At 51.9% G+C, this 12,720-nt stretch carries 12 protein-coding genes; 3 read left to right on the top strand and 9 right to left on the bottom strand.

Going from position 1 to position 12,720, the window contains the following annotated elements:
- The first annotated feature begins 13 nt into the window (after positions 1-13).
- The 3 genes from WCV85_04830 (at position 14) to WCV85_04820 (ending at position 4,705) form a co-directional block, all read left to right on the top strand.
- Complete coding sequence (locus WCV85_04830; GenBank protein ID MFA6474178.1) at positions 14-1,663, top strand: hypothetical protein; 1,650 nt, start codon at positions 14-16, stop codon at positions 1,661-1,663.
- Positions 1,664-1,779: 116 nt separating this feature from the next.
- The gene (gene mptB / locus WCV85_04825) at positions 1,780-3,036 is read left to right on the top strand and encodes a polyprenol phosphomannose-dependent alpha 1,6 mannosyltransferase MptB (GenBank protein MFA6474177.1); all 1,257 of its coding nucleotides are present in this window, start codon (positions 1,780-1,782) and stop codon (positions 3,034-3,036) included.
- A gap of 4 nt (positions 3,037-3,040) precedes the next feature.
- Positions 3,041-4,705 (top strand): hypothetical protein, encoded by a 1,665-nt coding sequence (locus WCV85_04820; GenBank protein MFA6474176.1) that lies wholly within the window; start codon positions 3,041-3,043, stop codon positions 4,703-4,705.
- Here WCV85_04820 and WCV85_04815 read toward each other — a convergent pair.
- The 9 genes from WCV85_04815 to WCV85_04775 all read right to left on the bottom strand — a co-directional run bounded on the left by WCV85_04815 (position 4,702) and on the right by WCV85_04775 (position 12,598).
- The gene (locus WCV85_04815) at positions 4,702-6,606 is read right to left on the bottom strand and encodes a DUF2079 domain-containing protein (GenBank protein ID MFA6474175.1); all 1,905 of its coding nucleotides are present in this window, start codon (positions 6,604-6,606) and stop codon (positions 4,702-4,704) included. The genes WCV85_04820 and WCV85_04815 overlap by 4 nt on opposite strands.
- Positions 6,607-6,826: 220 nt before the next feature.
- Entirely contained in the window at positions 6,827-7,183 is a 357-nt protein-coding gene (locus WCV85_04810) for a hypothetical protein (protein ID MFA6474174.1), read from the bottom strand.
- Positions 7,184-7,293: 110 nt separating this feature from the next.
- Positions 7,294-7,626 carry a pilin gene (locus WCV85_04805; protein MFA6474173.1) on the bottom strand — a complete coding sequence of 111 codons (333 nt, stop codon included), beginning with the start codon at positions 7,624-7,626 and terminating at the stop codon, positions 7,294-7,296.
- 22 nt (positions 7,627-7,648) lie between these two features.
- On the bottom strand, positions 7,649-8,446 hold the full coding sequence (locus WCV85_04800) for a pilin (GenBank protein MFA6474172.1): 798 nt from the start codon (positions 8,444-8,446) through the stop codon (positions 7,649-7,651).
- Positions 8,443-9,846 carry a hypothetical protein gene (locus tag WCV85_04795; protein MFA6474171.1) on the bottom strand — a complete coding sequence of 468 codons (1,404 nt, stop codon included), beginning with the start codon at positions 9,844-9,846 and terminating at the stop codon, positions 8,443-8,445. Before WCV85_04795 ends, WCV85_04800 begins: the two co-directional genes overlap by 4 nt.
- Before the next feature lie 2 nt (positions 9,847-9,848).
- Entirely contained in the window at positions 9,849-10,724 is an 876-nt protein-coding gene (gene galU, locus WCV85_04790) for a UTP--glucose-1-phosphate uridylyltransferase GalU (GenBank protein ID MFA6474170.1), read from the bottom strand.
- Positions 10,725-10,991: 267 nt separating this feature from the next.
- Positions 10,992-12,002, bottom strand: coding sequence for an alcohol dehydrogenase catalytic domain-containing protein (locus WCV85_04785; GenBank protein ID MFA6474169.1), 1,011 nt, complete (start codon positions 12,000-12,002; stop codon positions 10,992-10,994).
- Between the two features lie 88 nt (positions 12,003-12,090).
- Positions 12,091-12,327, bottom strand: coding sequence for a hypothetical protein (locus tag WCV85_04780; protein MFA6474168.1), 237 nt, complete (start codon positions 12,325-12,327; stop codon positions 12,091-12,093).
- The gene (locus WCV85_04775; GenBank protein MFA6474167.1) at positions 12,296-12,598 is read right to left on the bottom strand and encodes a hypothetical protein; all 303 of its coding nucleotides are present in this window, start codon (positions 12,596-12,598) and stop codon (positions 12,296-12,298) included. Before WCV85_04775 ends, WCV85_04780 begins: the two co-directional genes overlap by 32 nt.
- Between the last annotated feature and the right edge of the window lie 122 nt (positions 12,599-12,720).

Below are 12,720 nucleotides of genomic sequence, written 5' to 3'. Positions count from 1 at the left end.
CACATTGCATTGTATGGAACGCCTTTTTCCCCCGTTTGCAAAAAGGGAGCGGCAGTTTTTATGGGCGCTGAGCCTGGTAGCAATCCTCTGTGCCGGGATTCCATTGCTCGTAGGTGTGCTCCGGTTACCACCGGAGAAAGTGTTCATTGGTTTTGGTGAAACCGCACGCAATGACAATGGTATTTACCTCTCGTACATTGAGCAGGCGCGAACCAGCGGCCACGTCTTTTTTGCAAACGTTTTTGCGGCAGAGCCGCATACGCAGAGCTTCTTCCAGCCTTTGTGGGCGGTCATTGGGCTTCTTTCATGGGTATTCCACCTTGCCCCAGCGCTTGTCTTTCACATCGTACGACTGGCATCCATCCCACTGTTGGTACTCGCCATTTACCGATTTACGGGTTTGCTTCTACCAACCGTCCGGGGTCGGATAGTAGCAACGACGCTCGGCGTTTTTGGCTCAGGAGTAGGCCTCTATTTTTTGCCATTTGTACAGCAACTCCCAACAATTTTTTCACCAGGTGCCAATCTTATGCCGGCGGATATTACTATGCCGCAGTTTACTGTCTTTCAGTCCATCGCCCATTCACCACTTTTCATTCTCACGTTAGCTCTACTCGTTTTTTTAGTAACGCTCGCAATGCGCGACGAAGAATCGCCTGGCCAAGTCCCCCGGTCAGTTTTCTTTGCCGGTACGTTGCTGCTTGCGTTACTCCATCCATACGATGCCGTCATTCTCATTGCCTGCGTGTGTGGTGTTAGCCTGCTTCGGTTCTTCCGTGAACCGGTGTATCGAACATCCGGCTGGAAGCAGAGCATCGTTCGGCTGGAGATGCTCTGTTTAGCAGCTACGGCAGCGTTAGCTTACTTTGTGAGCGCCCTGCTTCTTGACCACAGTATTCTGGGTTGGGCGCAGCAAAATGTAACCCCAAGTCCATCACTCCTTGTGGTGTGCATAAGCTATGGCGTGTACATTCCGCTATGGCTCTGGCAAGGGTGGAAGCATCGGGACATTTTTCAAAAAGCCAAAGCCATTTTTTTGCTTTGGCCGGCCATTGCACTGGTCCTCAGCTACTCACCCACGCAAGTACAAAGTCGTTTTCTCAATGGTCTGAGCATCGTGCTGGCTGTCGTCGTAGGGCTTGCGGTGGAGCCAGTGTGGCAATGGGCACAGCGGCAGCGCGTGCCATTGGCGTTGTGGCTTACCACTGGCGGCATGGTGTTTGCAGGGGTGCTGTGTCCTTCAACCTGGTTTACTGTTGTGGAGCCGCTCGTGGGTGGTTCGGTGCCAGGGACACTACGGGAGGTATACCAGTTTGACCGAGCAACACTTGATGCTATGCACTGGCTTCGCCAGCAAGCACCCGGCCTGACCCTCAGCGCAGACACCACAAGCTTTGTCCTGTCGAGCCAAACCTTGCGATCCACGTATATTTCGGATGGAAGTCAAACGCCGAATCACGCTGAGAAGTTCCAAGCACTACGTGTAGCTTTTCCAGGATCCCGAAGCGCGAATACGGCCAAAGCTTTTTTTCAGGAAAACCACATTCGGTACCTCTTTTGGACTGAACAGGAGAAGCAATTTTTTGCAGCATTTTCCCCGCAAGACTACCCATGGTTGCACCTCATTTTTCAAAATCAAACAACTGAAATTTATGCCCTGTAAAGGCGTGATCGCTCCTTTGGGCGCTACATTCTTTGCGTGGTATCATTGTCGTAGCTGCATAATCATACGATGATGTATTTGCTACATTTTTTTGCACCTGCATATTTGTAATCGCCATGGTGACGCAAAAGAAGGGATCGCTGTTTCCATACACGCCCACTGGGCTTGCTCTTGCCGTCGCCTTGCATGCTGGCATTGCCCTTACTGCTGAACAGACGGGTATCTGGTATGGTTTTTCAGTGAATCTTCAGGAGGGACTGCATGCTTTTTTTCTCCTTCTACTCGTCGGCGCATACCTTTTGGCAGTGTACAGGATGCAGCACGGGTATACGCCATCCATACAGCAGGTTATTCTCGTCCTCGCACTCTCCGTTGCTCCGTACTTCCTTAATTTTCTTACCAAATCAAGTGATGTCTACAACTACATGGCGTATGCTGAAATTAGTCAGCATGCCAGCCCGTACCTCCAAGGCCCAGCAAGTTTAGGCCCCGGGAATCCAATTTGGCACGGTGTATGGGATCAATGGCGCCCATACCCTTCGCCATATGGCCCACTTTGGATGGGCATTGTTGTGCTCATTGGAAAACTGCACGCTGGACTAGTAACGCAGTTCTTCATTTTCAAATTTCTGGGCGTTGCAATGTTTGCAAGTGTCGCAGCCTTGTTAGGACGATGGCGACCTCGGACGCTTGCACTCCTAGTCATCCTTAATCCCATTTTGATCATTGAGCTCATTGGCGATGCGCATAATGACGGCCTGTTCGTCGTGCTTATCCTCTTAGCGCTCATACCATTTGGGAACTCTGCTTTTTCCGGACTTAGTTTTGGTTTAAGCATTGCCACGAAGCACATCTCCGTTGTGCTAAGTCCACTCTTTCTTGCAGTGTACGCGCGTGAAAAGAAATTTCGTGAGCTGCTCTTTGCAAGCGGGTCTGCCCTCGTGGCATTGGTTTTGATGTATGCGCTCCTATGGGTTGGACCAAGGATGTTTGAAGGTCTCCTGGTTATGGGGCGACAATTTTATGTCAATCCGATTTTTTTCCCACAAAAACTATTTTTGGGTATTATTCGCACTGTGCAGCCTGATATGCCGTTGCATGCAGCGCTGCAGCTCGCTGTCGTCATTGGGACGAGCATTGCGATTGTGTGCATTGGCTGGCTCACGTGGTTGGTGTGGAAGGGGCGGCTAGAGTTACCCGTAGCCGCATTCTACGTTTTCTGCGCCGTTATCTGCTTTGCTTTGCAGTGGGTACAGCCTTGGTATCTCACGTGGCCGCTTGTGCTCACCCCGTTCATGAAGACGAAACATGCATACCGAGCAGTATTCGCTCTGACTGTTGGCTGGTTCATTATGATTTATACAGTGTACTAAGCCCATGCACCCTATTCTCCCCTCGATTCCAAAAGCTGAGCGTCCATTTGCTTTTTGGATAGCAACGGCTGCAATTATCCTAGGCGTCTTGCCGCTTGTGCTCGGTGCTCTTTGGCTACGGAAGGGAGATGTCTTCATGGGTTTCAGCACTTTGGCTCCCTCGGACACGAACGTCTACTTTTCCATGATGGAGCAGGCGCGAACCACGGGGCATGTGTTCTTTACGAACGTTTTTACACCTGAGGCGCAAAGGTATGCTTTTTTCCAACCACTTTGGGCAATTTTGGGTTTCCTGGCAGGTGTTTTTCACCTACCCAATGCAATACTTTTTCACCTCGTGAAAATTTTTCTAGCGGGTATTTTTCTATGGATTGCGTATAAAGCCTTACTCTTGTTCATTGAGAAATCCCTGCAACGTCGGATTGCTTTTGTTGCTTTAGCTTTTGGTATGGGGCTGGGTGGGTACGTTTCTCCCTTTTTGCACCTCACGAGTTTGCAAGAATTGCTCACAAAGAATCCTGTGGATATGTGGGTTTCGGAAGCCTTTACTTTTACCACGCTCCTGCACTCACCCCTGTTCATCATATCTCAAATACTGCTCTTACTCACTTTCCTCTTCGCCGTGCGGGATGAGCAAAGTCCAGGCACGGTGCCACACTTCATTTTTGCTGGCCTCACGGCACTCCTGGGAATTCTCCACCCGTATGACTTACCAGTCATTTTTTGCGTCTTGATTATTTTGCCGTTTGTTCGCATTCTCTATGATCGAGCATTTTCCATTGCCAAAGCCAAACGTTCCATTGTCCGTTTGGCAATCATGGGGCTTGTTACCGCAGGGATTGGCGCGTACTTCATTGCCGTTTACCAGATAGAGCCAGCTTTAGGTGGTTGGGCAAAGCAAAATATCACCACTTCGCCACCCATTTGGAACTACTGCATTGGCTATGGCTTCCTCCTGGTTTTTGCGGTTTGGGGTTGGCTACGGGTTGTTCGGTTACCCCGCTCTTTGCCCATGCTCTTTCTGCTCGCCTGGGCACCCATGCACGCGTTCCTCCTCTACGTGCCTGTGCAAATCCAGCGCCGGTTTACCAATGGTCTCCATATCGTTTTTGCAATTTTGGCAAGTTTCGCGCTCGTTTTTCTATGGGAGCAAATTATTGCGCGCACACAGAACAGTCCACTGAAAATTGTGTGGCGTTCGGGTACAGTATGGCTTGCCATTCTCTTGCTGTGCTACTCGCCGCTTTACCTCATGGCGCGGGATATAAGTCGTTCGTATGTATACACACCCGGGGAATGGTCGCTCTACATGCAACCAAAAACCACCCTGGAAACCATGGATTGGCTGAAGACGCAGCCGCCTGGCATTACCCTTTCCGTATCAACGACGTCGTACATTCTCAGTGGACGAACTCTGCTGCCCACATACTTTGCGCATGGGCACCAAACACTTGGGTATTTTGAAAAGCAGAAGGGTGTGTATGAAACTTTTACAACCCCAGAAGGAAATCCTGAGGCATTTCTTCGGCAAGAAGGAATTCGATACTTTTTCTGGACCGAATTAGAAAAAGAACAGTTTGAACCATTTAGCCCAGAGGGTAAGTCCTACCTCAAATTGATCCACGATACGCCGAGCGCGAAGGTGTACGAAGTGCTGCCCCCGGCTTAACGTTCTACCTCCACCGTTACTGGCAAACCAATCTGCTGGGTATCTTTGTCGAGTTTGACTTCAGCTGCACGCCAACCATTGAGAGCCAGGTGGCCGCTGGGGATGATCGCCCGCAGTTCGCCAGAGGCGGCTTCATCTGGGACCACGAGTGTGAAGTTGGTGGTTATTTCGTCAGTATTTTTCCAGGCAGAAGTTGGGTACAATCCGTACCCGAGCGGCAGGTAGCGGGTTTCCAGCAGCTGGTGAGAAGCATTGAACCAGCGAAGTTCAAGTTGGAGATTTGCTAGTGAGGGGTTTCCAACTTGGGCGATGATGGGTAGGGTTGTTTTGCCATCCGCGATTTGGATTGCAGGCGCGGGCGTTTGGATGAGGAATTCCACCCCGCTGAGTGGCTCGCGTGTGCGTTGCGTTACCACCTGTGGGAAGAGGTCAGTTCCCTGGGTGGTAAACGTCAGCAGCGTGTCATCAATGCTGGTGAGCCGGAGCTGGTGTGCGGCAAGCAGGTCGGTAAAGCGTTTGACGCCAGTCAGGTAGTCAGTGGCACGGGAAGGTTTTTTTGCAAACTGGACTTGGTAGGTGACAAAGTCTTCAGCATCCAGCACAGCCAGGTCAAGTTTGCTGGGTAGGGGATAGTCTTGATCACTGTACTGCCGTTTGCCCAGGAAAGCGTAGTGGCTGGCGTAGATATTCGCCCTTGCGCTGAACAGCGGCAGCGTGCCATAGCCAGCCAGGACGCTCGCGGATGGGGCAGTTGCATTGCGCAAACTTTGCATTGCCGCGCCTTTGGCCTGCTGCGCCGGGGTGATAGCTCGCCAGGCTTGGATTGCCCCAATGGTTGGGCCGAAGGTTAGTAGACCGTACACCGAAACGACGCCGAGCGTTATCCAACTGAGTGGACGCAGGTGTTCACCCAGGGTATGTGCCCAGCTTGGAGGGCGGGAGGTGAAGGAGTGCCACCCAAGTACCGCACTGCAGAACAGCATAGGTAAGAAGAACACGGCGTAGTGGGTTTGGAGAATCAGGTCTCCTCCCTGCAACCCAGCCAAACCAAGGGCGAAGAACGGTACGAGCAGCGTCACTGCCCAGCGCCAGGCGAGCAGAGGCAGGCCAACCATTCCTATGAGGAGCGCAATGAGCACTAGGACATTGCCAAGGTTGAACACTAACAGAATATTACGAAGTGACCCACCAGCGCTGCTCTCGCCCGAAAGCAGGCTCAGGAATTTGTACCCTTCACCGTTGATTGCCCCGGCGAGTAGTGAGGTACCAAAGAACCAAAGGACCGCAACGATTCCTGGCCACAGCCACCAGCGGAGTGAGCGACGCTCCAGCAGACCCAGCACGGCAAAGCTAGCCACAAAAATGCTGGCATCTTCCCGCGCAAGGAGGACGACGATTAACCATAGCCAAAAAGTATTGTAGGTTTTTTTCTGGTAGGCAATTGCTGCGAGAAAGACGAACGGTAATGCAAAGAGCAATGCGTGGAACTCGAAAACAAGCGCGTTGAGCGTGAAGGGGTTGAGAAGGAAAATGCTTGCCCAAACCAAGCTACTCTTGGTAGCTAATCCCACACGCAAGCAGAAGGTGTAGAGCGCAAATGCTGCACCCACGACTGCCAATCCTTGCAGCGCAACGAGTGTCAGAGGCCAGGGGAACAGCCGGAAGGGGAGAGCAGCAAGTACGAACAAAAATTCAACATGGTCACCCAGGTAGAGGTGGGGGTGGATGGTAAAACCAAAAATATGTCCATGTCCAGATAGCCATGCCACCTGGGTGTAAATACCAAGATCCAGTGCATTCGTTACGCCAGCGTGGAGTTTTGCGTTTGCTAACAGGAGCGTCCAGCAAAGCACAGCAAGTCCAATAAGACCAAGGAAGGAGAGAGCGATACGGGTGCGCATATGCGGGTAGTATACCGTATTGGAGAGGTAGAAGGTTTGGGTGTGGCAGCGAGTATAGTAGGAAGGTATGGGTAGAGGGTATGGCTGACTAATAAAACACTTCCCCACCCCCACCCATGAACTCCACTCGCCGCTACACCAAAACCCTATTTTTTCCTTTATCCCAAAACCGTCCCACGGGTGTGGAACGGCTGGTTTGTTTGTTCACGAATGTTGATTACTAGGCGGTAACGTTGACCGTGCTCTTCACGACGAAGTTCACGATTGCCCAGGAGATCAGGATGACTACCAAGCCAACGATGGCTGAGGAGATAATCCGTTTTGCAGAAGACACTTTGTCTTCGTTGCCACCGGCCGTGAGCCAGATGAAGCCGCCGTAGAGAATCATGATGACGGCGATGAGCCCGAGGAGGCCCAAGACAAAGGTAATAATGTTCAGGACAGTCTGCTTCAAATCAGCGGAACCGAGGGTCAGCGTGCCACCGACGTTTTCAATCGTTATAGCTGAAGCAGCGAAGGGAAGGGCGAGGACGCCGACGGAGATGGCGCCTGCCAAAAGTTTGCGGTTGAGTTTCATTTTACTTGCACCCCCTTTCGATTAATACAGGTACTTGAATGTTCCTTTGGTCAGCACATTGACGAGAGCAGCGCTACTATACCACTTTACAAGCTCTTTCGTCCAGGAATTTAGCTTGCCACCTCGTTCAAAGTTTGGAAAATATACTGGAGGATAGTCCAGCTGAGCAGAATGACCGCAATGCCAACTGCAGCCCAGATGATGGTTCCTTTCGCTTTCTTAATTTGGTCTGCGCTCCCCGCGGACGTGAGCATGAGGAAACCACCGTAGAGGATCATAATGAGCGCGACCACACCCAAAAGGCCCAAGGAGTAGCGGAGCACGCGAACCACGAACTCCTTGGCGTCATCCACGCCTAAGGGATTGGTCAATTCTGCCGCGCGTGTGGTGAGGGGCAGGGCGAAGGCGATGAGACTGAGTTTAAGAGATTGTAGGATGCGCATACGCTGAAGGTAGTTAAAAAAATTACAAGCAGGAGACGGAGTAATTATCCGGATCTTCTAATCGGTTGGTTGGCGGAACCACCTTGTTTACCCCTTGTAAATTCAGCCACGCAGCCATGGTGTTGTTGTCAAAAATACTGGTGATATTTTCTCCATTTGGACTTGGGAAGCAACGCTTGCTGGAAAGCTTTGTTTGGTAGTCGCGCACCGTTTGGCTTTTGCAACCATAGGTTGGAGAAACATTCGGTTGACACGCGGGCGCATCATTTTCCACCTTGAACCATGGTTGGTTCTTAATGATATGCGCAACGCCGTCTTTGCGATTTTCTTCCGTGTCCGGGAGAATAGCGACGAGCGCCAAGTTCACAATGATCCAACTACTCAGGGCAATCAGGAGACCAAGTATGGTATTTTTTAGCACTGTTTTCCCTGTGCGTACTCGCTCTTCACTGCCAGCGGCAAAGAGCAACGTCCCACCGCCCACGAACATGAAGACCAGTGCCAGAACCGAGATGATGTACAAGCCCCAGGAGTAGAGGTTGATGAACACTTGTAAGAAGTCTGTGAGTTGGCAGTCACGACTCAGCGAGTAGCCAGTAACCGTTACGGTCGTTAAGGGGAATGCGTCCGTGCCGTACAGCGACGAATCGATGATTGTTCCAGGGGGGATCGTTTCCTTATTTCCATTGGTGCCTGATACGGTGTACTGGGTTTGGTCACACCCAGGAATAATTGGGGGGAGGTTGGCCGCATTGCTTGTAGCCGGAAAGACAAGCAGTGCGCTCAGTGCAATTGTAAGAGTGAGAAGAAAACGTTTCATCGGCCAGGTATACGCAGCGAGATTTGGAAGAGTGCTTGGGCGCGTTCAATTGCTTGGGCAATTGGTTCCTTCTGATCGCCAATAGTGTCAATGAGCGTGTTCAGCGCCTCGCGGCCCTTGGTTGCATTGACACCCGTGTACCACGGCTTTGCAGTTGCAGCTTGGCGCGCGAAGACCTGGGCAATGGAGAGATTCTCCTCTTCTGTGCCTCGTGCAGTCTGCACTAAAGTTCGGGCAGCCGGAGTGTCCGTATCGGTGATGATTTTTGCTTGCGTTGGGTCAGCGATCGTGCGGAGGAAGTCCCAGGCCACATTTGGGTCTTTGGCAGCGCGGGCAACTGTTTCCAGCCAGTAGTTGGCCACGTACGTGGTGCCGTTGGCAGCAGCTTGGGGGAAGGGAGCCACGCGGATATCCGTGCCGGTGGTTTGGTTTACCACTTTTTGGTAGTCTTCACGCGTGCCAAAGGCCACGGCGGCTTTGCCCTGTGCCAGAGCCTCAAGTGATTCAGGGAAAGTGGCGTTCCAGCTGTAATTTCGTTTGGTGGGCATACCGAAGCTTGCTGCCAAGGTGAGGACGGCTTGTGCATTGGTACCGCTGCCAAAGGCCACTTGCGTGCCCGTTGCATCAGTCAGTGGCACATTGTACTGCTGGAGCAGCCCAGCGACGATTTCCGGGTTCCGAAGCACGTTCGTCCCCCGACCCATGGCCGCACCGGAACGAGTGAGATTGCCGCTCGCATCTTCCAGGGTGAGCTTGGGTACCACCTTCTCCGCAAAGTCTACCCACGTTCTGGGCGGGGTGAGGATGCCCGCATCATCAAGCATCTTCTGGTTGTAGAACATAGCCACGCTGTCGAAGTTCAGCGGGTAGCCAACAATTTGCCCGTTCTTCGCCATATCTTCCACGGCTCCAGCAACGAAGGTGCTCTTCAATGACTCTAACGTTGGCAGAGGTTTGGTTTGCTTGCACACGCTCAACTCCTCTTTAATGCCCCAGACTTTTTTCACCGTGTACGTGTAGCTGGTGGTGGTGGCAGGCATGGGAGTCACCAAACCTGATGCGGTGAAGTACCGTAGTTGCTCATTCTTCACGCTGTAGATGTCCGGACCGGTTCCGCGTGCCCAGGCCTCAATGAGTTGCTGGTCACTGTCCGTCTCGCTCAATTTGCGGTAGGTAATGGTAACGTAGGGCCGGCGGCTGGTGTATGCGTTAATGAACGCTTGAGCTTGATCCTCACCCAGGTGTCCCCACCAGGAAAGCTCCACTCGCTTCACCGGTGACGAAGAGCAATCTACTGCCCCGGTTCGTGAGCGTTGAAAGATTTGGTAGCCAATAATGAGCACGATGACAAGGCCTAGGAGACCGCCAAGCAATACCATGCGTTTTTTGAAATCATCCATACTTATTTTTGCACGCGCAGGCGAAGGTAGGTCATGAGTTTGTCCTTTAAATCCGGGCGTTCCAGGGCAAATTCAATATTCGCACGAAGGTAGTCAAACTTATTTCCCGTGTCGTAATAGTTGCCACCCACAATTTCTTTGGCGTAGACATCGTCAACTGCCATAAGCGCATTAATAGCGTCAACGAGCCACAGCTCGCCACCCTTACCAGGCTGCAAGGCGCCCAGGTGGGTGAAGATCTCGGGTGTGAGAATGTATGCCCCATGCGCGGCTAAGTTCGATGGTGCTTCTTCGGGTTTTGGCTTTTCGACAATCTGCTTTATCCGAAAAACCGCATCTTCTACTGGTTCAACATCTGCAATGCCGTACTTCGACACATCCGCAGGTTCGGGAATGCGGACGGCACTTATGACGGACTTGCCATACTTCTCGTAGACGTCCACCATTTGCTTCAGGCGTGGGGGATTGGCATGAATAAATTCATCGCCCCACAGCACCGCAAACGGTTCACCCCGCACCAGGTGTTTTGCCGTTAGTACTGGAGAGGCGTTGCCGTAGGCGCCACGCTGGCGAATGTAAATGAAGTTGGCCATGCGGGAAATGCGCCGGAGCTCTTCTGCTTGTTCGCTTTTCCCCGCTTCTTCCAACTTCTTTTCAATTTCGTAGGGATAGTCAAAATGGTCTTCCAACGAACGTTTGTTTGAGCTGGTAACAATAATGACGTCTTCAATGCCAGAGGCGACCGCTTCCTCCACGACGTACTGGATGATGGGTTTATCAACAATAGGCAGCATTTCCTTGGGCATGGCTTTGGTTGCCGGCAAAAAACGCGTGCCAAGGCCAGCCGCGGGGATAATTGCTTTGCGAATCTTCTGCATAGGAACGTGTGGTGAACGTGAAGAAAAACCCTCCATGCACGGAGATATTATACTAACTTTTGGGTTTTTTGGCGAATGTAATGACTAGGATTACGAATTACGAATTGGGGAGGGTGGGATCCAAGTTTCCTTTTCTGTCATCCTGAGGAGTCTGCGACGAAGGATCCTGCTGCTGGTTTCATACGAAAAGCAAGATCCTTCGTATGACTCAGGATGACAAGAAAAAGACCTCTATAGCTTTACTGTTTTATGGCTTTACGCCTTACCTTACAGTTCAATAACCGTCTTAATCCGCTTTTCGCTGTACGTTGCTGCATCAGCAAATGCCTGTGGTGCGTCCGCGAGTGCGTAGCGATGGGTGATCAGTGAAGCAACATCCACTTTTCCTCGCTCCACCAGCTTAATGGCGGTTGGAAACGCAAAAGCGCAGGTCCACGAACCACTCACGGTAAGCTCCTTCTTCACAATTTGCATTACATCCAGCGCCGCAGTCCCCTCGTACACCCCAAGCAGGAACACTTTCCCAGCCTTGCGCGTGACGTCCAGGGCGAGCTGCATGGCTGCGGCATTACCCACTGCTTCAAAACTCAGCTCAAACCCATGGTGTGTAATCGCTTCCACAGCTCGGGTAACATCATCCACCTTTGGATTAATTGCATGGTCAATCCACCCCTGCTTCTGCGCAAACTGCAATCGGTGATCCAGCGTGTCAAAACCAATGACGCGCGCACCCGCAGCCTGCAGGACTTGATCCAGGAATAAACCAATGGGTCCCTGGCCAATAACTCCAACGCGTTTCTCCAGCAAGAAGCCCGCCTCCCGTGCGGCGTACACGGCAATGGAGAGGGGTTCAATGAGCGCGGCATCGGCAAAATTTAGCGAATCGGCAATGGGGTAGACCAGTGGGGCTGGGAGCACCAGGTATTCCGCCAGTGCGCCTGGCCGAGTTAAGCCAATGACGGTGCTGCGCTTGCAGAGCGTGGGTCTACCAGTGCGGCAGTACAGGCAGTCTCCGCAGGTAATGACATGCTCTCCCACAGCGCGCTGGCCCACGTGGTGGGTGGCGACATTCTTTCCCACCCGCACAATCTCACCGCTGAACTCATGACCAATGACCGTGCCGGGTTTCACAGCCGTGCCACCATTGTAGATGTGGAGGTCGGTACCGCAAATGCCCACTGCCCGGACTTTGAGCAGCACGTCATCCGGTCCCACCTCTGGCGTGGGCAGGTGCCGCAGTGTCATTTTGTGTTTTCCCTCGTAGACAATTGCTTGCATGGTGCTTTGGAGTATACCTGGAAAGCAATATTTTGTCATAAAAAAAGCCCACTCTCTGGTGAAAGCGGGCTGCTGATTTTCCCACGACTTATTCGAAGTCCGAGGAAATTGTTTCGTCCACCGGCTCGATCGTCAGCGATGACTCACCAACCCGTTGCAAGCCAATCATGCGGCGGGTGAGGAAGTTTTGTGATGTGATCCACTTCTGGGATAGATCCAGCACTTCCTGCGTTTCCACCTCAGCAATCCAATCGATTTCCACTTGGTCGTAGTGTTGGTCATCGACGGTCAGGTCATCCATGGTGAGAGTGAATTTTACTCTCATGTATATTCTCCCTTTCAAACGCGACATCAATCTCTTCGCAGAAGAAAATGTCGGGAAATAGTTTTTCAATGTGCGGACAGAGAATGTCCGAGTGTACTTTTTGCATCGCGATCAATGCGATGTCTGATATCTCTTCCGTCCAATGGAGGGTGATCTCCGCGTAGTACGTTGCCCAAGCTTCCTTGCCATTCCGACTCACAAAGACTTGAGGCTGATTGGCAATGCCCAGGACGTACACACCTCGGAGAGTGATAGTGCATTGTATGCGCATTATCCCTCCTGGTTTGTGGGTTTTTCGAACTGCTGAGTGTAGCACAAATACCCCTTTTGTCAAGGGGTTGCGTCTATTCTAGCAGCCTTGTTCTACTTCGATGGCATGAATTCCAGGGCAAG

It is taken from the genome of Patescibacteria group bacterium, from assembly GCA_041665345.1.
Taxonomy (GTDB): domain Bacteria; phylum Patescibacteriota; class Patescibacteriia; order PEXW01; family PEXW01; genus JBAYJA01.
The sequence above is the reverse complement of the archived record's forward strand: the minus strand, read 5'-3'. Positions and strand labels throughout refer to the sequence as shown.

Bases quoted from the DNA above. Each gene is read 5' to 3' on its own strand.
- mptB (MFA6474177.1), top strand. From the start codon at position 1,780: ATGGTGACGCAAAAGAAGGGATCGCTGTTTCCATACACGCCCACTGGG.
- WCV85_04785 (MFA6474169.1), bottom strand. From the start codon at position 12,002: ATGCAAGCAATTGTCTACGAGGGAAAACACAAAATGACACTGCGGCAC.
- WCV85_04815 (MFA6474175.1), bottom strand. From the start codon at position 6,606: ATGCGCACCCGTATCGCTCTCTCCTTCCTTGGTCTTATTGGACTTGCT.
- WCV85_04810 (MFA6474174.1), bottom strand. From the start codon at position 7,183: ATGAAACTCAACCGCAAACTTTTGGCAGGCGCCATCTCCGTCGGCGTC.
- WCV85_04820 (MFA6474176.1), top strand. From the start codon at position 3,041: ATGCACCCTATTCTCCCCTCGATTCCAAAAGCTGAGCGTCCATTTGCT.
- galU (MFA6474170.1), bottom strand. From the start codon at position 10,724: ATGCAGAAGATTCGCAAAGCAATTATCCCCGCGGCTGGCCTTGGCACG.
- WCV85_04805 (MFA6474173.1), bottom strand. From the start codon at position 7,626: ATGCGCATCCTACAATCTCTTAAACTCAGTCTCATCGCCTTCGCCCTG.
- WCV85_04800 (MFA6474172.1), bottom strand. From the start codon at position 8,446: ATGAAACGTTTTCTTCTCACTCTTACAATTGCACTGAGCGCACTGCTT.
- WCV85_04795 (MFA6474171.1), bottom strand. From the start codon at position 9,846: ATGGATGATTTCAAAAAACGCATGGTATTGCTTGGCGGTCTCCTAGGC.
- WCV85_04780 (MFA6474168.1), bottom strand. From the start codon at position 12,327: ATGAGAGTAAAATTCACTCTCACCATGGATGACCTGACCGTCGATGAC.
- WCV85_04830 (MFA6474178.1), top strand. From the start codon at position 14: ATGGAACGCCTTTTTCCCCCGTTTGCAAAAAGGGAGCGGCAGTTTTTA.
- WCV85_04775 (MFA6474167.1), bottom strand. From the start codon at position 12,598: ATGCGCATACAATGCACTATCACTCTCCGAGGTGTGTACGTCCTGGGC.